The 20,470-nt window shown below is 61.5% G+C and carries 22 protein-coding genes; 17 read left to right on the top strand and 5 right to left on the bottom strand.

Features of this window, described 5'->3' with window-relative positions; all coding sequences use genetic code 11:
- Positions 1 to 22 precede the first annotated feature (22 nt).
- The 3 genes from HX866_RS23355 (at position 23) to HX866_RS23345 (ending at position 1,679) form a co-directional block, all read left to right on the top strand.
- Positions 23 to 580: a Smr/MutS family protein gene (locus HX866_RS23355; RefSeq protein ID WP_100940620.1), complete on the top strand. Its 558-nt coding sequence runs from the start codon at positions 23 to 25 to the stop codon at positions 578 to 580.
- A gap of 78 nt (positions 581 to 658) precedes the next feature.
- Entirely contained in the window at positions 659 to 1,204 is a 546-nt protein-coding gene (folE, locus tag HX866_RS23350) for a GTP cyclohydrolase I FolE (protein WP_017129709.1), read from the top strand.
- Positions 1,205 to 1,307: 103 nt separating this feature from the next.
- Entirely contained in the window at positions 1,308 to 1,679 is a 372-nt protein-coding gene (locus HX866_RS23345; protein ID WP_177105584.1) for a glutathione S-transferase N-terminal domain-containing protein, read from the top strand.
- Between the two features lie 12 nt (positions 1,680 to 1,691).
- Here the strand turns inward: HX866_RS23345 and HX866_RS23340 are convergent, their stop codons facing one another.
- The 3 genes from HX866_RS23340 to HX866_RS23330 all read right to left on the bottom strand — a co-directional run bounded on the left by HX866_RS23340 (position 1,692) and on the right by HX866_RS23330 (position 3,993).
- Positions 1,692 to 2,087 (bottom strand): lysozyme inhibitor LprI family protein, encoded by a 396-nt coding sequence (locus HX866_RS23340; protein WP_177140479.1) that lies wholly within the window; start codon positions 2,085 to 2,087, stop codon positions 1,692 to 1,694.
- A 126-nt stretch (positions 2,088 to 2,213) separates the two neighbouring features.
- A complete protein-coding gene (locus tag HX866_RS23335; protein WP_177094940.1) occupies positions 2,214 to 2,816 on the bottom strand; it encodes a glutathione S-transferase family protein in 603 nt (200 codons plus the stop codon).
- A gap of 10 nt (positions 2,817 to 2,826) precedes the next feature.
- Positions 2,827 to 3,993: an aminotransferase-like domain-containing protein gene (locus HX866_RS23330; protein ID WP_177125751.1), complete on the bottom strand. Its 1,167-nt coding sequence runs from the start codon at positions 3,991 to 3,993 to the stop codon at positions 2,827 to 2,829.
- A gap of 81 nt (positions 3,994 to 4,074) precedes the next feature.
- On the opposite strand from HX866_RS23330, the gene HX866_RS23325 reads away from it, so the two are divergent.
- From HX866_RS23325 to HX866_RS23315, 3 genes are all read left to right on the top strand, one after another.
- On the top strand, positions 4,075 to 4,515 hold the full coding sequence (locus HX866_RS23325; RefSeq protein WP_177125752.1) for a MarR family winged helix-turn-helix transcriptional regulator: 441 nt from the start codon (positions 4,075 to 4,077) through the stop codon (positions 4,513 to 4,515).
- Positions 4,516 to 4,872: 357 nt separating this feature from the next.
- The gene (locus tag HX866_RS23320; RefSeq protein ID WP_177094934.1) at positions 4,873 to 6,222 is read left to right on the top strand and encodes an NCS2 family permease; all 1,350 of its coding nucleotides are present in this window, start codon (positions 4,873 to 4,875) and stop codon (positions 6,220 to 6,222) included.
- Positions 6,223 to 6,286: 64 nt separating this feature from the next.
- Entirely contained in the window at positions 6,287 to 6,913 is a 627-nt protein-coding gene (locus HX866_RS23315; RefSeq protein WP_177140478.1) for a LysE family translocator, read from the top strand.
- Positions 6,914 to 7,069: 156 nt separating this feature from the next.
- Here the strand turns inward: HX866_RS23315 and uraH are convergent, their stop codons facing one another.
- Positions 7,070 to 7,423: a hydroxyisourate hydrolase gene (gene uraH / locus HX866_RS23310; protein WP_177094930.1), complete on the bottom strand. Its 354-nt coding sequence runs from the start codon at positions 7,421 to 7,423 to the stop codon at positions 7,070 to 7,072.
- 432 nt (positions 7,424 to 7,855) lie between these two features.
- Here uraH and puuE point away from each other — a divergent pair, with 432 nt between their 5' ends.
- The 8 genes from puuE (at position 7,856) to HX866_RS23270 (ending at position 15,892) form a co-directional block, all read left to right on the top strand.
- Complete coding sequence (gene puuE / locus HX866_RS23305) at positions 7,856 to 8,782, top strand: allantoinase PuuE (RefSeq protein ID WP_177094928.1); 927 nt, start codon at positions 7,856 to 7,858, stop codon at positions 8,780 to 8,782.
- Positions 8,779 to 9,294, top strand: a complete 516-nt coding sequence (gene uraD, locus HX866_RS23300; RefSeq protein ID WP_177126390.1) for a 2-oxo-4-hydroxy-4-carboxy-5-ureidoimidazoline decarboxylase — start codon at positions 8,779 to 8,781, stop codon at positions 9,292 to 9,294. Before puuE ends, uraD begins: the two co-directional genes overlap by 4 nt.
- Before the next feature lie 60 nt (positions 9,295 to 9,354).
- Complete coding sequence (alc, locus tag HX866_RS23295; RefSeq protein ID WP_177094924.1) at positions 9,355 to 10,350, top strand: allantoicase; 996 nt, start codon at positions 9,355 to 9,357, stop codon at positions 10,348 to 10,350.
- 143 nt (positions 10,351 to 10,493) lie between these two features.
- Positions 10,494 to 10,997, top strand: coding sequence for an ureidoglycolate lyase (locus tag HX866_RS23290; RefSeq protein ID WP_177105590.1), 504 nt, complete (start codon positions 10,494 to 10,496; stop codon positions 10,995 to 10,997).
- 51 nt (positions 10,998 to 11,048) lie between these two features.
- Positions 11,049 to 12,416 (top strand): urate hydroxylase PuuD, encoded by a 1,368-nt coding sequence (locus tag HX866_RS23285; protein WP_177126386.1) that lies wholly within the window; start codon positions 11,049 to 11,051, stop codon positions 12,414 to 12,416.
- 208 nt (positions 12,417 to 12,624) lie between these two features.
- A complete protein-coding gene (locus HX866_RS23280; RefSeq protein ID WP_177140477.1) occupies positions 12,625 to 13,980 on the top strand; it encodes a nucleobase:cation symporter-2 family protein in 1,356 nt (451 codons plus the stop codon).
- A gap of 353 nt (positions 13,981 to 14,333) precedes the next feature.
- Entirely contained in the window at positions 14,334 to 15,119 is a 786-nt protein-coding gene (locus HX866_RS23275; RefSeq protein WP_177140476.1) for an outer membrane protein OmpK, read from the top strand.
- Between the two features lie 164 nt (positions 15,120 to 15,283).
- Positions 15,284 to 15,892 (top strand): TetR/AcrR family transcriptional regulator, encoded by a 609-nt coding sequence (locus HX866_RS23270; RefSeq protein ID WP_177094915.1) that lies wholly within the window; start codon positions 15,284 to 15,286, stop codon positions 15,890 to 15,892.
- A gap of 130 nt (positions 15,893 to 16,022) precedes the next feature.
- On the opposite strand, the gene HX866_RS23265 is transcribed toward HX866_RS23270, so the two are convergent.
- Positions 16,023 to 16,463, bottom strand: a complete 441-nt coding sequence (locus tag HX866_RS23265) for a GlcG/HbpS family heme-binding protein (RefSeq protein ID WP_177126384.1) — start codon at positions 16,461 to 16,463, stop codon at positions 16,023 to 16,025.
- 256 nt (positions 16,464 to 16,719) lie between these two features.
- On the opposite strand from HX866_RS23265, the gene gcl reads away from it, so the two are divergent.
- From gcl to HX866_RS23250, 3 genes are all read left to right on the top strand, one after another.
- On the top strand, positions 16,720 to 18,495 hold the full coding sequence (gene gcl / locus HX866_RS23260) for a glyoxylate carboligase (protein WP_177094911.1): 1,776 nt from the start codon (positions 16,720 to 16,722) through the stop codon (positions 18,493 to 18,495).
- 113 nt (positions 18,496 to 18,608) lie between these two features.
- On the top strand, positions 18,609 to 19,391 hold the full coding sequence (gene hyi / locus HX866_RS23255) for a hydroxypyruvate isomerase (protein ID WP_177126381.1): 783 nt from the start codon (positions 18,609 to 18,611) through the stop codon (positions 19,389 to 19,391).
- A gap of 144 nt (positions 19,392 to 19,535) precedes the next feature.
- Positions 19,536 to 20,426 (top strand): 2-hydroxy-3-oxopropionate reductase, encoded by an 891-nt coding sequence (locus HX866_RS23250; RefSeq protein WP_177094908.1) that lies wholly within the window; start codon positions 19,536 to 19,538, stop codon positions 20,424 to 20,426.
- Positions 20,427 to 20,470 lie beyond the last annotated feature (44 nt).

Here is a 20,470-nt window from a genome sequence, read left to right as displayed (position 1 = left end):
GCCGGGCCCTGCGGAGGCTGACATGCAAGACGACGATTTTTCCCTGTTCAAAAGCGAGATCCGTGGCGTCAAGCCGATCAAGCATGACCGTGCCGACACCGGCAAGCCCAAGTCCGACCGCGCGCAACTGGCCAAGCTGCGCCAGGCGGCCACGGTACGGGTGCAGGACACCGCGGTGGACGGTCTGTCGGACCAGTTCGTCATCGACGTAGGTCCCGAAGACGACCTGCACTGGGCTCGCGACGGGGTCCAGGAAAGCCAGATGCGCAAGCTCAAGATCGGCCAGATCCCGTTCGAAGGCAGCCTCGACCTGCACGGCATGAGTGTGGAAAAAGCCCGGGAAACCCTCTGGGCGTTTCTCGCCGAGGCGACCAGGTTCGAGATTCGCTGCGTGCGTGTCACCCATGGCAAGGCAGTACGCCTGGATGGCAAGCGTCCGATGATCAAGAGCCACGTCAACACCTGGCTGCGCCAACACGCCCAGGTCCTCGGTTTCACCTCCTGCCAGCCGAAGCATGGCGGCGCGGGCGCGGTGTATGTGATGCTCAAACGGACCATGATGGAAGGTCGCGACGAGTAACCGAACTGTCATCGAATTTGCAGGCGGCTGCCAGCCGCCGTATCCTTGTTCTTTGCGTAAACTCCCACAGGTAGCTTCATGTCCCTGGAACAGAATTACACCGCGATCCTCGGCCAACTCGGCGAGGACGTCTCCCGCGAGGGTCTGCTCGACACGCCCAAGCGCGCCGCCAAAGCCATGCAGTACCTTTGCCGCGGTTACGAACAGACCCTGGAAGAAGTCACCAACGGTGCCTTGTTCAGCTCTGACAACAGCGAAATGGTGCTGGTCAAGGACATCGAGCTCTACTCGTTGTGCGAACACCACCTGCTGCCCTTTATCGGCAAGGCCCATGTGGCCTACATTCCGAGCGGCAAGGTGCTGGGCCTGTCCAAGGTCGCGCGCATTGTCGACATGTACGCCCGACGCCTGCAGATCCAGGAAAACCTCAGCCGCCAGATCGCCGACGCGGTCCAGCAGGTGACCGGTGCCCTGGGTGTCGCGGTGGTGATCGAAGCCAAGCACATGTGCATGATGATGCGCGGTGTGGAGAAACAGAATTCGTCGATGATCACCTCGGTGATGCTGGGCGAGTTCCGCGAAAACGCCGCGACCCGCAGCGAATTCCTGGCGTTGATCAAATAAGCATCGGTGACATGAAAAAACCGGCGTTCATCGCCGGTTTTTTTTCGTACGGGGAAAATCAGGTAAGCTGCGTCCCGTCATCTACCGCCCGCGAGGCTATCCCGTGTTCGTCAAAGCACTTCGAGTCGGCCTGGGCCAACTCATCATCTTCATCGATTTCCTCACCCGCCCCGGCAAGCAAAAACGCTCCACGCCGGACCAGGCCAAGGTCGATGCCGCCGCCAAGGACCTGACCCTGTATCAGTTCCACGCCTGCCCGTTCTGCGTGAAGACCCGCCGCACCCTGCGCCGCCTCAACGTGCCGGTGGCACTGCGCGACGCGAAGAACAACGAACAGGATCGCCAGACCCTGCTTGAGCAAGGCGGCAAGATCAAGGTGCCGTGCCTGCGTATCGAAGAAAACGGCCAGACCACCTGGATGTACGAATCCAAGGTGATCATCGATTATCTGCAGAAGCGCTTTGCCGCAGCCTGAAGCCCGTCGCCATCACCGGCGGCAAAAATTGGTTTCATCGCGACATTCGGTATAAGCCTTCAACTGCGCCGCACGCTGCTGGGTCAGTTCAGTCTTGCACTGCAGATCGAGCAGCGGCCAGATCGTCCCGCCGTCCGCCGGTTTGCCATTGCGATACAGGCAATCGGCGTCACGGAAGACCAGCCACTTGCGCTGGGCATCCTTGAGCGCGTCCTTGCTGGCCGGGGTCTTCAGGTAGTCCATCTGGGTCTTGTAGTAGGTGTTCAGGTCGTTATCGGCCTGCTTGAATGCCTTGCCCGCACATTCATTCATCGCCGCCTGGCTGGCATCGCAGCCATCGGCCGCCTGTGCGCCCGTGGCCAGGCCCAGCAAGCTGAGAGTCAAACACGCTATGAGTGGATATTTCATCGACGAAACCCCGTTCAGTGGATAAGAAAGCCAGTTTCCGATAGGACCCCAGCAGCGCCAGAAGTACTCGCACAGACAAAAATAAACCGGCCCTGAGGCCGGTTTAAGTCTTTGCCGGTTTGCTGATCAATCGAGCATACCGACATGCTTCGGATGGCTGGCCACCCGCTGCAACCAGGCCTGGATACCCGGGTAGACGCTCAGGTCGAAGCCACCCTCATGGGCGACATGGGTGTAGGCATACAACGCGATGTCGGCGATCGAATAATGCTCGCCCACCAGGTACGGGGTTTGCTGAAGCTGCTTCTCCATCACCTTCAACGCCTTGTGCCCGCGCTTCTGCAGCTTGAGGTATTCCTCGCGACGCTCCTCCGGCAAGCCCAGGTAGAACTCGATAAACCGCGCCACCGCGATATAGGGTTCATGGCTGTATTGCTCGAAGAACTGCCATTGCAGCACCTGGGTGCGCAAACGCGGCTCGGTGGGCAGGAATTCGCTGCCGTCGGCCAGGAAGTTGAGAATCGCATTGGACTCCCACAGGCAGGTGCCGTCTTCCAGTTCCAGTACCGGCACCTTGCCGTTGGGGTTCTTCGCCAGGAATTCCGGGGTCTCGGTATCACCTTTGAGGATGTCCACCGGGTGCCAGCGATACTCCTGCCCCAGCAGGTGCAACATCAGCTTGATCTTGTAGCAATTGCCCGACTGGTAATCGCCATAAACCTTGTACATGGCCCTCCCCTTAAGCCGCTTGTGCGACCTGTGCGTGACGGATGACAGCAGCCAGGCGCTTGAGACCTTCGTCCAGGCGCTCCGGTGCGATATGACTGAAATTAAGGCGAAGATTACCCGGATTACACTCCGGTTCGGCAAAAAAAGGTTCGCCGGGCATAAACGCCACATCCTGGCTCAACGCCTCGGCGAGCAAGGTCCGGGTGTCCAGCGGTTGCTTGAGGGTCAACCAGAAGAACAGCCCGCCCTGGGGCACCTGCCAATCGGCCAGGTCGCCGAAGTGCCGCGCCAATGCCTGTTGAAAAGCATCCCGTCGGACTCGGTAAAAGTCCCGGAGTTGCCCCAGGTGCTGGCGATATTTTTCCGTACCGATCCACTGCAACGCCTGCCATTGGCCGATGCGGTTGGTGTGCAGGTCCGCCGATTGCTTGAGCTTGAGCAGATGGGGGAACAGATCCGGGCTGGCAATCAGGTAGCCGACCCGCAAGCCGGGGGCCAGGGTCTTGGACACCGTGCCGCTGTAGATCCAGCTGGCACGCCGCAAACGGCCGGCAATCGGTACCGCGTCAACGCCATCGTAACTGAGCTCGCGATAGGGTTCGTCTTCGATCAAGGTCACCCCGAACTCATCAAGCAATGCCGCCACGGCGGCGCGCTTGGCTTCGCTGTAGCAAACCGCGGACGGGTTCTGGAAGGTCGGGATCAGGTAGATAAAAGCCGGGCTGTGTTTTTCCAGACGGGCACGCAACTGCAGAAGATCAGGCCCGTCATGTTCCTGGGGAATGCTCAGGCAATCAGCACCGAATAGCTGGAAAATCTGCAAGGCCGCCAGATAGGTCGGAGCTTCGAGGAGGATTTCGCTGCCCTGGTCGATATACAGCTTGGCCGCCAGATCCAGGGCCTGCTGCGAGCCGCTGACCACCAGTACCTGGCTGGCCTGGCAGTCGATCCCTCGCGTCCGCGCCTCGGCGGCCAGTGCTTCACGTAAGGCCGGCTCGCCCTCACTCATGCCGTATTGTCCCATGGCGACCGGCATCCCCTCCCACGCCAATACCGGCAGCATCGCTTCGGCCGGCAGCCCGCCGGCGAACGACATCACCTCGGGACGCTGGGCGGCAGCAAGGATTTCACGAATCAGGGAGCTTTTGAGGCGCGTAACACGTTCGGAGAAGGCCATGGGGTCACCGCTATCCAAGTGGGCGAAAAATACGTCAAACTGCTTGACCGAAATTACGCCGCCGCGAGCCAATACGTCAATATGCTTGACCTTAAAAATTCGAATGCCCAGCAAGACGCCATGCAAGCCTTCTTCTTCGGTTACCAGGCGTTCACCGCCAAGGCCGACGAAATGCTCGAGCGTCGGGGCTTGAGCCGGGTGCACCAGCGCATCGTGTTTTTTATCGCCCGTTATCCGGACGTGAGCGTCAAGGAGTTGCTGGCCTTGCTCGGCGTCAGCAAGCAGGCGTTGAACATGCCGTTGCGCCAGTTGAGCGAAATGGATCTGGTGAGCAGCCTTGCGTCCGCGACCGACAAGCGCAAGCGCCTGCTGCGCCTGACGGCGGAGGGTGAACAGTTGGAGGGGTCGTTGCGCCGTGAGCAGGTCAAATTGTTGCAGAAGGCCTTTGCCCAGGCTGGAGAAGCCGCCGTCGAAGGCTGGCTGGCGGTGAACCTGGCGCTGGGAGAAAACCGCCCCACCTGACACCCCCTCCCGCCCCTTGAACACCACCACCTGTGGCGAGCGGGCTTGCCCGCGCTCGGCTGCGCAGCAGTCGTAAAACCTGCCGTCGCGATCTGCCAGATACACCGCGAGTACCGGTTTGAGGGCCGCTTCGCACCCCAACGCGGGCAAGCCCGCTCGCCACAATAGTGCGCACTCCCAAAACATCGAACACAAATAAAAAAACATTATTTGCTTTATTTGTATACAAAAGCATAATTCGTTTCGTGCGAGTTCCTGACTTTATGGTCAACAAACCCGTGCTGCCTCAAAGAGCCGCTGCCCGCCCCCTGCGTCCGGCTCTGGAAATAACAATAAAACTCTTGAGGAGTACTCGCTGTGGAAAGCCGCAAATCCGAAGCCCCCCTGCTGGACCTGTCGCCACCGTCAAGTTCCGGCCTGCTGGAACGCCTGTTCAAACTCAGGCTGCATGGCACCACGGTGAAAACCGAACTGATCGCCGGGGTGACCACCTTCATCACCATGGCCTACATCATCTTCGTCAACCCGAACATCATGGCCGACGCCGGCATCGATCACGGCGCGGCCTTTGTCGCCACCTGCATCGCCGCCGCCCTCGGCTGCCTGTTGATGGGCCTGTACGCCAACTGGCCGGTGGGCCTGGCACCGGGCATGGGCCTGAACGCCTTCTTCACCTATACCGTGGTCGGCACCATGGGTTACCACTGGGAAACCGCCCTCGGCGCGGTGTTTATCTCCGGCGTGCTGTTCATGGCCCTGACCCTGTCACGGATCCGTGAATGGCTGCTCAACAGCATTCCCGTAAGCCTGCGCCATGCGATGGGCGCCGGGGTCGGGCTGTTTCTAGGGGTGATCGGCCTGAAAACCGCCGGAATCGTCGTCGCCAGCCCCGCCACCCTGATCAAGCTCGGCGCCCTGCATGAGCCTGGTCCATTGCTGGCCGCGATCTGCTTCCTGATGATCGCCATCCTCAGCTACCACCGGGTATTCGGCGCCATCCTTATCAGCATCATCACCGTGACCCTCGCCGGTTGGGGCCTGGGCCTGGTGGAATACCACGGCATCTTCTCCGCCCCGCCGAGCCTGGCCCCGACCTGGATGGCCATGGACCTGAAGGGGGTGTTCAACATCAGCATGATCAGCGTGGTCCTGGCCTTCCTCTTCGTGCATATGTTCGACACCGCCGGCACCCTGATGGGCGTCGCCCAGCGCGCCGGCCTGGTGAACGCCGAAGGCCGCATCGAGAACCTGTCCCGGGCGATGAAGGCCGATAGCGTCTCCAGCGTATTCGGTGCGGTGGTCGGTGTTCCGCCGGTCACCAGCTACGTGGAAAGCGCCGCGGGTGTCGCTGCAGGTGGTCGGACTGGTCTGACCGCTGTTACTGTAGGCATACTGTTTGTCGCGGCCATGTTCTTCGCCCCGCTGGCTGGCATGATCCCTGCGTACGCGACCGCCGGCGCCTTGATTTACGTGGCGATGCTGATGATGAGCGGCATGGCGCATATCGAGTGGGACGATGCCACGGACAGCATTCCGGCCATCGTCACCGCGATCATGATGCCGCTGACTTTCTCGGTCGCCGACGGCATCGCCCTGGGTTTTATCACCTATGTGGCGTTGAAGGCGGGGACCGGCAAGTTCAAGGATATTTCCGTCAGCCTGTGGGTGCTGTGCGTCATTTTTATCGCCAAGTTCATCTTCCTGTAAGCGAACTTGAGCGCTACTCACCAGCCCCATCTCGATGGGGCTTTTGTACTAAGGGAGAAGTCTGATGAGCCTGGAAACCTGGTTGTTGTTCAGTGGCGCCGCCCTGGTGGTGATCCTGATCCCCGGGCCGCTGTCGCTACTGATGATCAGCAACAGTCTGAATTATGGATTGCGCCGCTCCTACCCGGCCTTTCTCGGCGGGGTCAGTGCCTCGATCTGTTTGTTGAGTGCCTCGGCCCTGGGACTCGGCGCATTGCTGCTGGCCTCGGAACAATTGTTCAGCGCGCTGAAGGTTGTCGGCGCGCTGTACCTGTTCTACCTCGCCTGGCAGAGCTGGCAGCAATCGCGGCAACCGGCACGGGCGGCGAATGTGCCCGAAACCGCACCGGTTCCGCGCTTTCGTGCCCTGTTTGGGCGCGCCTTCGTACTCGGCGCGAGCAACCCGAAGGACATCCTGTTCTTCGCCGCCTTCCTGCCGCAGTTTCTCAAGGCCGACCACGGGTTTCTCGGCCAGTTGCTGGTGATGATCGCCACCTGGACCGTGCTGGACCTGTTGTGCAAGCTGGCCTACGGCCTCGGCGCCCATGGCGCGGCGGGTTATTTGCGCAGCGGCAAGGGGCAGAGCTGGTTCAACCGGATCAGTGCCGGGCTATTCAGTGGGGCAGGCGCGGCATCGTTGTTGAGCCGTTAGGGTTGAGGTGCCGGTAAGGGCCTCATCGCGAGCTTGCTCGCGATAGCGCCCTCCCGGACAACCACGCTTCCCCGGCTTTTCCCCCGGACATAAAAAAGCCCGCAGTGAACGCGGGCAAAGTAACCAAGGAAGCTTTTGCGCAGATGCTTGGGGAATCTAGCTGCCTCGGTAGGTCGAATAGCTGTAGGGCGAAATCAGCAACGGCACGTGGTAGTGCTCCTGCTCGGCACTGATGCCAAAACGCAGCACCACCACGTCAAGAAAGGCCGGCTCAGGCAGCGCCACACCGCGAGCGCGATAGTAGTCGCCGGCATGGAACTGCAACTGATAGACCCCGGAGCGGTAATCGGCACCTTGCAGCAGCGGCGCATCGCAACGCCCGTCACTGTTGGTCAGGGCGCTGGCGACCAGCTCCAGCTGTGCACCTTCGACCCGATACAGCTCGACCTTGATCGAACTGCCGGGGCAGCCATGTGCGGCATCCAAAACATGTGTAGTCAAACGTCCCATTGATTCTGTGGGCCGCTCCACCCTTCAGGCAGATCAGGCCTCACGCCTCCCGGAGTCAGTGAATAAAGGAGAAACCGCCCCCTGGCAAAGCACGAAGCGGCGTGGCTCGGAAATTATTAAGACACTTTTACAAAATATTGTACACAATAAATTCAAGCTTTTTTCCAGCACCCCTGGCCCATGCCAGCCGACCGCGAAGGCAGCGCAATCGCCTGCCAGCAGAAGGCCCGCAAGACATTAACTGACCGACAAGGCAGGTTTCTTGCAGGGTTTCCATCCGGGAAGCGGGTAATCGTCCGACGGAAAGAAATGCAAAAAAACGGGCTTACAAAATGAATATAAAGTTGTATACAATCACTCCATCGCCGTGACGCCACCCGGTTCTGACGGGGCACCACGCAACCGTCACCACGAACAAGAAGGAAGACTGCAGTGAGCGCCGACTACCCACGCGACCTGATCGGTTACGGCAGCAACCCGCCTCACCCCCACTGGCCGGGCAACGCCCGCATTGCCTTGTCCTTTGTACTCAACTACGAGGAAGGCGGCGAACGCAACATCCTCCATGGCGACCCGGAATCCGAAGCCTTTCTCTCGGAGATGGTCGCCGCACAGCCCCTGCAGGGCGCGCGCAACATGAGCATGGAGTCGCTCTACGAATACGGTAGCCGCGCCGGCGTATGGCGAGTTCTCAAGCTGTTCAAGCGCTTCGATATTCCCCTGACCGTCTTCGCCGTGGCCATGGCCGCCCAGCGCCACCCGGATGTGATCCGCGCCATGGTCGAGGACGGCCACGAGATCTGCAGCCACGGCTACCGCTGGATCGACTATCAGTACATGGACGAAGCCCAGGAACGCGAACACCTGCTCGAAGCCATCCGCATCCTCACCGAAATCAGCGGCGAACGTCCGCTGGGCTGGTACACCGGGCGCACCGGGCCGCACACCCGCAAGCTGGTGATGGAGGAAGGCGGCTTCCTCTATGACTCGGACACCTACGACGACGACCTGCCCTACTGGGAACCCAACACCCCCAACGGCAAGCCGCACCTGGTGATCCCCTACACCCTCGACACCAATGACATGCGCTTCACCCAGGTGCAGGGTTTCAACACCGGCGACGATTTCTACCAGTACCTCAAGGATGCTTTCGACGTGCTCTACGCTGAAGGCGCCGAGGCACCGAAAATGCTCTCCATCGGTTTGCACTGCCGCCTGGTCGGTCGCCCGGCACGCCTGGCCGCCCTTCAGCGCTTCATCGAATACGTCAAAGGCCACGAACAGGTCTGGTTCAGCCGCCGGGTCGATATCGCCCGCCACTGGCACGCTACCCACCCGTATCAGGGAGCCGCGAAATGACTGCTTTCCAGACCCTCAAGCCGTCGACCTTGAGCCGAGAAGCCTTTATCCAGGCCTTCGCCGATATCTACGAACATTCGCCCTGGGTCGCCGAAAAGGCTTTCGACCTGGGCCAGGACGCCGGGGTCGACGAGATCGAGACCCTGCACCAGCGCATGAGCGACATCCTGTTGAGCGCCGATCACGCCAGCCAGCTGGCACTGGTCAACGCTCACCCGGACCTGGCCGGCAAAGCCGCCGTCCAGGGCCAACTCACCGAAGCCAGCACAAACGAACAAGCCGGCGCCGGTATTCACCAATGCTCGAGCGAGGAGTTCCAACGCTTCACCGAGCTGAACGACGCCTATAAAGCCAAGTTCAAGTTTCCCTTCATCATGGCGGTAAAAGGCAGCAACCGGCATCAGATCCTGGCCGCGTTCGAAGTGCGCATCCACAACCCGGTAGACACCGAGTTCCAATGCGCACTGGCCGAGATCAACAAGATCGCCCTGTTCCGCTTACTGACCCTTTAGCGAGCCGCGCCTGAACCCGGCAAGCCTCCCCAGCCACTAATTAAAAGGCAGACAAAAAGCATGAAAGCTTACGCCGTACCTTTCGAGAAGTTCGTCAACCTGGCCGACGCCCGCCTGGGCACCAAGATCCTTTCGGTCACCGATGACTGGTTCGCCGACGCCAACCGCCTGTTCCAGCCAACCCCTGCGGTGTGGAAAGAAGGCGTGTTCGATGACAACGGCAAATGGATGGACGGCTGGGAGTCGCGCCGCAAGCGTTTCGAAGGTTACGACAGCGCCGTGATCCGCCTTGGCGTGGCCGGCTCGATCAAGGGCGTGGACATCGACACTTCGTTCTTCACCGGCAACTATCCGCCGTCCGCGTCCCTGGAAGCCTGTTTCCTGAGCCAGGGCGAACCGGACGAAAACACCCAGTGGGTCGAAGTGCTGTCCGCCGTCGAGCTGCAAGGCAACAGCCATCACTACCACGAAATCAGCAACGACCAGGCCTTCAGCCACCTGCGTTTCAATATCTATCCGGACGGTGGCGTGGCGCGCCTACGGGTCTACGGCATTCCGTTCCGTGACTGGTCGGCAGTCGGCGACAACGAACAGATCGACCTGGCTTCGGCCCTCAACGGCGGCCGTGCCCTGGCCTGCTCCGACGAGCATTTCGGTCGCATGAGCAACATTCTCAACCCAGGCCGTGGGGTGAACATGGGCGACGGTTGGGAAACCGCGCGTCGGCGTACCCCGGGCAATGACTGGGTGATCATCGCCCTCGGTCATCCGGGCGAGATCGAGCAGATCATCGTCGACACCCTGCACTTCAAGGGCAACTACCCGGACAGCTGCTCGATCCAGGGTGCCTTCGTCAAGGGCGGCACCGACAGCCAGATCGAAACCCAGAGCCTGTTCTGGCGCGAACTGCTGCCGAGCCAGAAGCTGGAAATGCACCAGGAACACAGCTTTGCCGAACAGATCAAGGCGCTGGGACCTATCACTCATATCCGCCTGAACGTGTTCCCGGACGGTGGCGTGAGCCGGCTGCGGGTGTTGGGCAAAGTCGCACGGTAATGCCGTGACCTGCAGGAGCCGGCTGGCTGGCGAAGAACGATAACGCGGTGAAGCTGGAATACCGCGTTGCCCCAATCGCCAGCAAGCCGGCTCCCACAGCACCGAGTACATCCACAACAAACCTGAAGATTAAGAAGAACCGCATGCGCACACTGACGATTGAACCGCTGAGCAAAGAAGCCTTCGCCCCTTTCGGTGACGTGATCGAAACCGACGGCAGCGATCACTTCATGATCAACAACGGTTCGACCCAGCGCTTCCATCGCCTGGCCACGGTGCAGACCGCCACGCCGGACGATCAGGCGATCATCAGCATCTTCCGCGCCGACGCCCTGGAGATGCCCTTGACCGTGCGCATGCTCGAGCGCCATCCGCTGGGCAGCCAGGCTTTTATACCGCTGCTCGGCAACCCCTTTCTGATCGTGGTCGCGCCCCTTGGCGATGCACCGGTATCAGGCTTGGTCCGCGCCTTTGTCAGTAATGGCAGGCAGGGCATCAATTACCATCGCGGCGTCTGGCACCACCCGGTGCTGACGATCGAAAAGCGGGATGACTTCCTGGTGGTTGATCGCAGTGGCAGTGGCAATAACTGCGATGAGCATTTCTTCAAAGAGGATGAATACCTGATCCTCGCCCCCCACCAATAAGAGAAGGTCTGATCACTCCCGAAAAAGAGTGACAGACGAGAGGTAAAGACTGTGCAAGCACATCTGATGGAATGGCTGAACCTGAGCGTGCGCTGGATTCACATGATCACGGGCGTGGCCTGGATCGGGGCATCGTTCTACTTCGTCTGGCTGGAGAACAACCTCAACCGGGTCAACCCCAAGGACGGCCTGGCCGGCGACCTGTGGGCGATCCACGGCGGCGGTATCTACCACCTGGAAAAATACAAGCTGGCCCCACCGACCATGCCGGACAACCTGCACTGGTTCAAATGGGAAGCCTACTTCACCTGGATGTCGGGGATCGCGCTGCTCTGCGTGGTGTTCTACTCCAACCCGGTGCTCTACCTGGTGGCGCCCGGCAGCGGCCTGAGCGGCCCCGAAGGCGTGGCCATCGGCATCGGAGCGCTGATCGCCGGCTGGTTCGTCTACGACTTCCTCTGTGATTCGGCCCTGGGCAAACGCCCCGCCCTGCTCGGCTTTATCCTGTTCGTGCTGCTGATTGCCGCAGCCTACGGATTCAGCAAGGTGTTCAGCGGTCGTGGTGCGTACCTGCACGTCGGCGCGATCATTGGCACCATCATGGTCGGCAACGTGTTCCGCATCATCATGCCGGCCCAACGTGCGCTGGTGGCGGCCATCGCCGAGAACCGCACGCCGGACCCGGCCCTGCCGGCCAAGGGCCTGCTGCGTTCGCGGCACAACAACTACTTCACCCTGCCGGTGCTGTTCATCATGATCAGCAACCACTTCCCGAGCACCTACGGCAGCCAGTACAACTGGCTGATCCTGGCCGGGATCGCGGTGCTGGCGGTGTTGGTGCGGCATTATTTCAACACCCGTCACAACAGCCACAAGTTTGCCTGGACCTTGCCGGTCGCAGCCCTGGGGATGATCTGCCTGGCTTATGTCACCGGCCCGACTTCGGCGCCGAGCGCACCGCAAGTGGCCAAGGCCCCGGCGAAGATCGAATACCAGCCGCTGCCGGAAACCGCATTGGGTGGCAAGCCGGCCCAGGCGGCGCCAGTGGCACCGGCAGCAGCATCGGCCGAACCCGAGCCTGCGCCCGTTGCGGCGCCTGCTACGGCTGTGGCTCCTGCTCCCGTTGCGGCGGCGGCTCCAACGGCGAGTGCCGCCGATGTCAGCTTCGACAAGGTCCACAGCGTGATCCAGGAACGCTGCGCGGTATGCCATTCGGCCCAGCCCACCAGCCCGCTGTTCAGCTCGGCACCGGCGGGGGTGATTTTCGATACCCCGGAACAGATCCAGTTGCTGGCGCCACGTATCCAGGCCCAGGCCATCACCACCCAGATCATGCCGTTGGGCAACATCACCCAGATGACCCAGCAGGAACGTGACCTGATCGGTGCCTGGATCAACCAGGGGGCGCGTACCAACTAAGACCCGAAGTTCGAGCTCTTTGTGGCGAGTGGGCTTGCCCACGCTCGACTGCGCAGCAGTCGCAAAACCGATCATCGTGTTCTTCCCGACACACCGCGATCACTGGTTTCAGGGCTGCTTCGCAGCCCAGCGCGGGCAAGCCCGCTCGCCACAATCGGCAACCACACAGCGCTAAAACCACAAGAATAAAAAAGACCCGAGGTGTTGCATGTCCGAGTTATCCGAACCGCGCATCCCCGCCGCACCCGCTATCCAGCGTCTGCCCCTGTTGCAATTGATCCTGGTGGGTCTGCAACACGTTTTGCTGATGTATGGCGGCGCCGTCGCCGTACCGCTGATCATCGGACAGGCCGCCGGCCTGAGTCGTGAGGAAATCGCTTTTCTGATCAACGCCGACCTGCTGGTGGCCGGTATCGCCACCGTCGTGCAATCCCTCGGTATCGGCCCCATGGGCATCCGCATGCCGGTCATGATGGGGGCCAGTTTCGCCGCCGTCGGCAGCATGGTGGCCATGGCCGGCATGCCCGGCATCGGCATGCCCGGTATCTTCGGCGCCACCATCGCCGCCGGCTTCTTCGGCATGCTGATCGCGCCGTTCATGTCCAAGGTGGTGCGCTTCTTCCCACCCCTGGTGACCGGCACGGTGATTACCGCCATCGGCCTGTCGCTGTTCCCGGTGGCGGTCAACTGGGCCGGCGGCGGCAGTGCGGCGACGCAGTTCGGTTCGCCCATCTACCTCACGGTGGCGGCGCTGGTACTGGCCACCATCCTCTTGATCAACCGTTTCATGCGCGGCTTCTGGGTCAATATCTCGGTGCTGATCGGCATGGTCCTGGGTTATGTCCTGTCCGGCGTCATCGGCATGGTCGACCTCAGCGGACTGGCCCAGGCCCCCTGGCTGAAAGTGGTCACTCCGCTGCACTTCGGCATGCCGCAATTCCACCTGGCGCCGATCCTGTCGATGTGCCTGGTGGTGGTGATCATCTTCGTCGAGTCCACCGGCATGTTCCTCGCCCTGGGCAAGATCACCGGCCAGGACGTCACCCCGGGCATGCTCCGCCGTGGCTTGCTGTGTGATGCCGGCGCCTCGTTCCTCGCCGGTTTCTTCAACACCTTTACCCACTCCTCCTTCGCCCAGAATATCGGCCTGGTACAGATGACCGGCGTGCGCTGTCGCTGGGTGACCATCGTCGCCGGGATCTTCCTGGTCATCCTCAGCCTGCTGCCCAAGGCCGCGTTCCTGGTGGCCTCGATTCCGCCGGCGGTGCTCGGCGGCGCGGCCATCGCCATGTTCGGCATGGTCGCCGCCACCGGGATCAAGATCCTCCAGGAAGCCGACATCTCCGACCGCCGTAACCAGCTGCTGGTGGCGGTGAGCATCGGCATGGGCCTGATCCCCGTGGTGCGGCCGGAGTTCTTCGCCCACCTGCCATTGTGGATGGGGCCGATCACCCACAGCGGTATCGCCATGGCGACCTTGAGCGCGGTGTCCCTGAACCTGCTGTTCAATGTGCTGGGGGGCGCCGAACGGGCGGCTCTCAGCGGACATGCTCACCCGCACTGATGCCCTTGCCGGTGGATTCGAGCGCTCTGGCACGGGGTGCTTGAGCCCCTGGGCGCGAGTCAGTATGCTGCGCGCCCGCTCGAATCCGCTCGAACAAGCCATCGCCACCGACACCTGACCCAAGCGCCAGCCTACCCCGGCGCGGGACAACCTCAAGGCCTATCGAAGCACTCCCGATCGACTGTCTCACGGACAGCCGGACGAGGCGTCTTTGACTGTTTTTTGCCTTGATCCAGCCCTTGCCAGGAGCAGGCAGGCTGGTGAGCCGGTGGTGGCCAACGAAGAAAAAAGGCGCCAGACCCAGAGCGCCGAGCGACGCAAGCCTAGAACCACTGACCTTAGGGAGCACACCCATGAAGCGCACTTGTACGAGCCTGATGTTGTCCGCCACCCTGCTGGGCGCAGGAACCGCCTGCGCAGGCGACCTGCTGCAATGGCAGAACAACAGCCTGACCTACCTGTATGGCAAGAACTTCACCGTCAATCCGCAGATCCAGCAGACCCTGACCTTCGAACACGCAGACGCCTGGAAATACGGCGACAACTTCTTCTTCCTCGACCGGATCTTCTACAACGGCAAGGCCGACACCAACCTCGGTCCGAACACCTACTACGGCGAGTTCACCCCACGCCTGTCCATGGGCAAGATCTTCGACCGTTCGTTCGCCTTCGGCCCGATCAAGGATGTCCTGCTGGCCCTGACCTACGAGTTCGGCGAAGGCGACACCAACTCCTACCTGTTCGGCCCCGGCTTCGACCTGGCCGTGCCGGGGTTCGACTACTTCCAGTTGAACTTCTACCAACGCCACACCGACAGCAACCGCCCGGGCAGCAATATCTGGCAGATCACCCCGGTCTGGTCCTACACCTTGCCGGTGGGCAGCTCGGACGTGCTGTTCGACGGTTATATGGACTGGGTGGTGGACAACGACCGCAATGCCCAAGGGGCCTACCACGCCAACCTGCACTTCAACCCGCAGATCAAATACGACCTGGGCAAGGCCTTGCACTGGGGCGACAAAAAGCTCTACGTGGGCTTTGAGTACGACTACTGGAAGAACAAGTACGGCCTCCAGAGCAGCAACGACTTCAAGACCAACCAGGACACGGCGAGCTTGTTGATCAAGTACCATTTCTGATGACCGCAGCGTCTTGAAAACACCCTGAATCCTGTGGGAGTCGGCAACTGCCGCCGCTCCCGCAGTCGGCCTATTCAGGCGTGTGGAAGGGGCATTCTTGAGCCTTGCGCAAACCCGGTGCTACCATGCCCAACCGCCCGGGCCGGCAAGGAAAAACCTGGTTTATGAGCACCATCCGCGAACGCAACCGAGAACTGATCCTGCGCGCCGCCAGCGAAGAGTTCGCCGACAAGGGCTTCGCCGCCACCAAGACCAGCGATATCGCGGCCAAGGCCGGCCTGCCCAAGCCCAATGTCTACTACTACTTCAAATCCAAGGACAACCTCTACCGCGAGGTGCTGGAAAGCATTATCGAGCCGATCCTCCAGGCCTCGACGCCGTTCAACCCCACTGGCGTACCCGCTGAGGTGCTGGCCGGTTATATCCGCTCGAAGATCCGCATCTCCCGCGACCTGCCGTTCGCTTCCAAGGTTTTCGCCAGTGAGATCATGCACGGCGCGCCGCACCTGAGCCCCGAGCAGGTGGAACAGCTCAACGCCCAGGCCCGGCACAATATCGCCTGCATCCAGACCTGGATCGACCGTGGCCTGATCGCCCCGCTCGACCCCCATCACCTGATGTTCAGCATCTGGGCCGCAACCCAGACCTATGCTGATTTCGACTGGCAGATCTCCTCGATCACCGGCAAGGCCAAGCTGGAAGACGCCGACTATGAAGCGGCGGCGCAGACCATTGTGCGGCTGGTGCTCAAGGGTTGTGAGCCGGATCGCTAGACCGCATCGTCTGCATCGCGAGCAAGCTTGCTCCTACAGGTGACCGTGGCAACACGATACTTTTGTGGTGAGACGCGATCCTGTGGGAGCCGGCTTGCCGGCGATGGCGTCCGGACAAACGCCGCAAGGCTCAAACCGATACCCCGGCATCCGCCACCAACCCCAACGCCTCGACCGCGCTGATCGCACACTGCTCATCGATATCCGAAGTATCGCCGGTGATCCCGATGGCACCGATCACCTGCCCGTCCAGATCACGAATCAACACCCCTCCTGGTGCCGGCACCACGCTGCCCTGCCCCAGGCTGTTCAACGCCGCGACAAACGCCGGCCGCTGCTGCGCATCCAGTGCCAGCAAGCGCGAGCCCTTGCCCAGGGCAATCGCCCCCCAAGCCTTGCCAATGGCGATCTGCGGACGCAGCAGGCTCGCCCCATCCTCGCGCTGCAACGTCACCAGATGGCCGCCGCCATCCAGCACCGCAATGGTCAGTGGCGCCGCCGAAATGGCCCGGCCGGCGGAAATCGCCTGGCTGGCCAGGCTGACTGCGACGTTCAAGGTTAAAGCGCTCATGGTGCCGTCCTTTCGAGTAAGGGGAGAGAAACGTTGACGCGTCGTTTCTGGAAGCGTCCAACCCCACAAATAGAACACAATGTTAAATATTTTTGTATACAAAAATACAAAGATCAGCACATAACCTCGCAACAAACAGCCTAGAAACCAATCTATCAATCATTTTAGAAAAGGCATTGACCAGTGCTGCCTAGCGTGAATACACTCGCCACACAGCAACTTGTATACAATTACAAAACGCAAGAGGCACAAAACAATGAGCAAAATGAGAGCAATCGAAGCCGCCGTCCTGGTCATGCGTCGTGAAGGCGTGGACACCGCCTTCGGCATTCCCGGCGCCGCGATCAACCCGCTGTACAGCGCGTTGCAGAAGCTCGGCGGTATCGATCACGTCCTTGCTCGCCACGTCGAAGGCGCCTCGCACATGGCTGAGGGCTACACCCGCACCAAGGCCGGCAATATCGGCGTGTGCATCGGCACTTCGGGCCCGGCCGGCACCGACATGGTCACCGGCCTGTACAGCGCCATTGCCGATTCGATCCCGATCCTTTGCATCACCGGCCAGGCGCCACGGGCACGGCTGCACAAGGAAGACTTCCAGGCCGTCGACATCACCAGCATCGTCAAGCCGGTGACCAAGTGGGCGACCACCGTGCTCGAACCCGGACAGGTGCCCTACGCCTTCCAGAAAGCCTTTTATGAAATGCGCTCCGGGCGCCCCGGTCCGGTGCTGATCGACCTGCCGTTCGACGTGCAGATGGCGGAAATCGAATTCGACATCGAGGCCTACCAGCCGCTACCACTGGCCAAACCCAGTGCCACGCGGATTCAGGTCGAGAAGGCCCTGGCCATGCTCGACCAGGCTGAACGCCCTCTGCTGGTGGCCGGTGGCGGCATCATCAATGCCGATGCCAGCGAGTTGCTGGTGGAGTTCGCCGAGCTGACCGGTATTCCGGTGATCCCGACCCTGATGGGCTGGGGCACGATTCCCGACGACCACCCGCTGATGGTCGGCATGGTCGGGCTGCAGACCTCCCATCGCTACGGCAATGCCACACTGCTCAAGTCCGACGTGGTGCTGGGGATTGGCAACCGCTGGGCCAACCGTCACACCGGCTCGGTGAATGTCTACACCGAAGGCCGCACCTTCATTCACGTGGACATCGAGCCGACCCAGATCGGCCGGGTGTTCACCCCGGACCTCGGCATCGTCTCCGACGCCGCTGCGGCCCTGACGGTGTTTATCGAAGTGGCCCGCGAATGGCAGGCCGCCGGCAAACTGAAGGATCGCAGTGCCTGGCTCGCCGATTGCCAGCAGCGCAAGGCCAGCCTGCAACGCAAGACCCACTTCGACAACGTCCCGGTCAAACCCCAGCGCGTCTATGAGGAGATGAACCAGGTGTTCGGCAAGGACACCTGCTACGTCAGCACCATCGGCCTGTCGCAGATTGCCGGCGCGCAATTCCTCCACGTCTACAAACCACGGCACTGGATCAACTGCGGCCAGGCCGGTCCCCTGGGCTGGACCATTCCGGCGGCGCTGGGGGTGGTCAAGGCCGATCCTTCGCGCAAGGTCGTGGCGCTGTCCGGCGACTACGACTTCCAGTTCATGATCGAGGAACTGGCGGTGGGCGCGCAGTTCAAGCTGCCCTATATCCACGTGGTGGTGAACAACTCCTACCTGGGGCTGATTCGCCAGGCCCAGCGCGGCTTCGACATGGACTACTGCGTGCAGCTGTCCTTCGACAACCTCAATGCACCCGAGCTCAACGGTTATGGCGTGGACCACGTGGCCGTCGCCGAAGGCCTGGGTTGCAAGGCCCTGCGGGTGTTCGAGCCGGGGCAGATCCAGGGCGCGTTGCGTCAGGCCCAGGCGATGATCGAGGAGTTCAGGGTGCCGGTGATTGTCGAGATCATCCTCGAGCGGGTGACCAATATTTCCATGGGCACCGAGATCAACGCCATCAACGAGTTCGAAGACCTGGCGCTGGTCGGCAACGACGCGCCGACGGCGATTGCGCTGCTCGACTGATCCCACTGCGGCGGGGACGGGCTTGCCAGTGCCGGTGATATCACCTTCACTGCCGCTATTGCTGCGCCTGCAGCCTGTCCAACCGCTTTGTATCGATTTGCAAGGAGACCTCCATGCCACGCTTTGCCGCCAACCTGTCCATGCTGTTCACCGAAGAGGATTTCCTCGCCCGCTTCAAGGCCGCCGCCGATGCCGGTTTCAGCGGTGTGGAATACCTGTTCCCCTACGACTTCAGCTCGGCCGAGCTCAAGGCACAACTCGATGCCCATGGCCTGACCCAGGTGCTGTTCAACCTGCCGGCCGGCGACTGGGCCAAGGGCGAGCGCGGGATTGCCTGCCACCCGGAGCGGGTCGAGGAATTCCGTGCCGGGGTCGACCTGGCCATCGCCTATGCGCAGGTGCTGGGCAATACCCAGATCAACTGCCTGGCCGGTATCCGCCCCCAGGGCGTCGAGGATGCCGTGCTGGAAAAGACCTTTGTCGACAACCTCAAGTACGCCGCCGACAAACTTGAAGCCGCCGGCATCCGCCTGGTGATGGAAGCGATCAACACCCGCGACATCCCCGGCTTCTACCTGAACACCACGGCCCAGGCCCTGTCGATCCGACATCAGGTGGGCAGCGCCAACCTGTTCCTGCAATACGACATCTACCACATGCAGATCATGGAGGGCGACCTGGCCCGGACCCTGGCCGAGCACCTGGTCGAGATCAACCATGTGCAACTGGCCGACAACCCCGGGCGCCATGAGCCGGGGACAGGGGAAATCAACTACCGGTTCCTGTTCGAGCACCTGGATAGCATCGGCTACCAGGGCTGGATCGGCTGCGAATACAAGCCGCTGACCACCACCGAAGCGGGCCTCGGCTGGCTGAAAACCCACAACGCGATATAACCCCTTTCCCCGTAGGAGCCGGCTTGCTGGCGATGCTATCGACGCGGTGTGCCTGCCAGACCGCGTTGCCTGGATCGCCAGCAAGCCGGCGCCCACACAGACCGTGGAACGGGCAGCCCCCTACAAAAACAAGAGGATTTTCTCATGGCTAAAATCGGTTTTATCGGCACCGGCATCATGGGCCATCCCATGGCCACCAATCTGCAGAAAGCAGGTCACAGCCTGTTCCTGTCCGCCCACCATGACGCCGCCCCGGTCGACCTGGTCAACGCCGGCGCGGTAGCCCTGGCAAGCCCGAAGGAAGTCGCCCAGGAAGCCGAGTTCATCATCGTCATGGTGCCGGACACACCACAGGTCGAGGATGTGCTGTTCCGTGCCGACGGGATTGCCGCCGGCGTCGGCCCGGGCAAGATCGTCATCGACATGAGCTCGATCTCGCCCACCGCCACCAAGGCGTTCGCGGCCCGGATCAATGAAAAAGGCGCGCAGTACCTCGACGCCCCGGTGTCCGGTGGTGAAGTCGGCGCCAAGGCCGCGACCCTGAGCATCATGGTCGGCGGCGATGCCCAGGCCTTCGCTCGCGCGTTGCCGTTGTTCCAGAGCATCGGCAAGAACATCACCCTGGTCGGCGGTAACGGTGACGGCCAGACCGCCAAGGTGGCGAACCAGATCATCGTCGCCCTGAATATCCAGGCGGTGGCCGAGGCGTTGTTGTTTGCCGCAAAAAACGGCGCCGACCCGGCCAAGGTGCGTGAAGCGTTGATGGGCGGCTTTGCCTCGTCGAAAATCCTCGAAGTGCATGGCGAACGCATGATCAAGGGCACCTTCGACCCGGGCTTCCGCATCAGCCTGCACCAGAAGGACCTGAACCTGGCCCTGGCAGGTGCCCGTGAGCTGAATATCAACCTGCCCAACACCGCCAATGCCCAACAGGTCTTCAACACCTGCGCGGCCATCGGCGGCAGCCAGTGGGACCATTCGGCGCTGATCAAGGGCCTGGAGCACATGGCGAATTTTTCGATTCGCGAGCGCTAGACCCTGCCGGCCCATGCCGACAAAACGCGATCAACTGTAGGAGC

The sequence above is a fragment of the Pseudomonas gingeri genome (assembly GCF_013386165.1).
Taxonomy (GTDB): Bacteria; Pseudomonadota; Gammaproteobacteria; order Pseudomonadales; family Pseudomonadaceae; genus Aquipseudomonas; species Aquipseudomonas gingeri_C.
The sequence above is the reverse complement of the archived record's forward strand: the minus strand, read 5'-3'. Positions and strand labels throughout refer to the sequence as shown.

Bases quoted from the DNA above. Each gene is read 5' to 3' on its own strand.
- HX866_RS23355 (WP_100940620.1), top strand. From the start codon at position 23: ATGCAAGACGACGATTTTTCCCTGTTCAAAAGCGAGATCCGTGGCGTC.
- folE (WP_017129709.1), top strand. From the start codon at position 659: ATGTCCCTGGAACAGAATTACACCGCGATCCTCGGCCAACTCGGCGAG.
- HX866_RS23340 (WP_177140479.1), bottom strand. From the start codon at position 2,087: ATGAAATATCCACTCATAGCGTGTTTGACTCTCAGCTTGCTGGGCCTG.
- HX866_RS23335 (WP_177094940.1), bottom strand. From the start codon at position 2,816: ATGTACAAGGTTTATGGCGATTACCAGTCGGGCAATTGCTACAAGATC.
- HX866_RS23330 (WP_177125751.1), bottom strand. From the start codon at position 3,993: ATGGCCTTCTCCGAACGTGTTACGCGCCTCAAAAGCTCCCTGATTCGT.
- HX866_RS23325 (WP_177125752.1), top strand. From the start codon at position 4,075: ATGCTTGACCTTAAAAATTCGAATGCCCAGCAAGACGCCATGCAAGCC.
- HX866_RS23315 (WP_177140478.1), top strand. From the start codon at position 6,287: ATGAGCCTGGAAACCTGGTTGTTGTTCAGTGGCGCCGCCCTGGTGGTG.
- uraH (WP_177094930.1), bottom strand. From the start codon at position 7,423: ATGGGACGTTTGACTACACATGTTTTGGATGCCGCACATGGCTGCCCC.
- uraD (WP_177126390.1), top strand. From the start codon at position 8,779: ATGACTGCTTTCCAGACCCTCAAGCCGTCGACCTTGAGCCGAGAAGCC.
- alc (WP_177094924.1), top strand. From the start codon at position 9,355: ATGAAAGCTTACGCCGTACCTTTCGAGAAGTTCGTCAACCTGGCCGAC.
- HX866_RS23290 (WP_177105590.1), top strand. From the start codon at position 10,494: ATGCGCACACTGACGATTGAACCGCTGAGCAAAGAAGCCTTCGCCCCT.
- HX866_RS23280 (WP_177140477.1), top strand. From the start codon at position 12,625: ATGTCCGAGTTATCCGAACCGCGCATCCCCGCCGCACCCGCTATCCAG.
- HX866_RS23275 (WP_177140476.1), top strand. From the start codon at position 14,334: ATGAAGCGCACTTGTACGAGCCTGATGTTGTCCGCCACCCTGCTGGGC.
- HX866_RS23270 (WP_177094915.1), top strand. From the start codon at position 15,284: ATGAGCACCATCCGCGAACGCAACCGAGAACTGATCCTGCGCGCCGCC.
- HX866_RS23265 (WP_177126384.1), bottom strand. From the start codon at position 16,463: ATGAGCGCTTTAACCTTGAACGTCGCAGTCAGCCTGGCCAGCCAGGCG.
- gcl (WP_177094911.1), top strand. From the start codon at position 16,720: ATGAGCAAAATGAGAGCAATCGAAGCCGCCGTCCTGGTCATGCGTCGT.
- hyi (WP_177126381.1), top strand. From the start codon at position 18,609: ATGCCACGCTTTGCCGCCAACCTGTCCATGCTGTTCACCGAAGAGGAT.
- HX866_RS23250 (WP_177094908.1), top strand. From the start codon at position 19,536: ATGGCTAAAATCGGTTTTATCGGCACCGGCATCATGGGCCATCCCATG.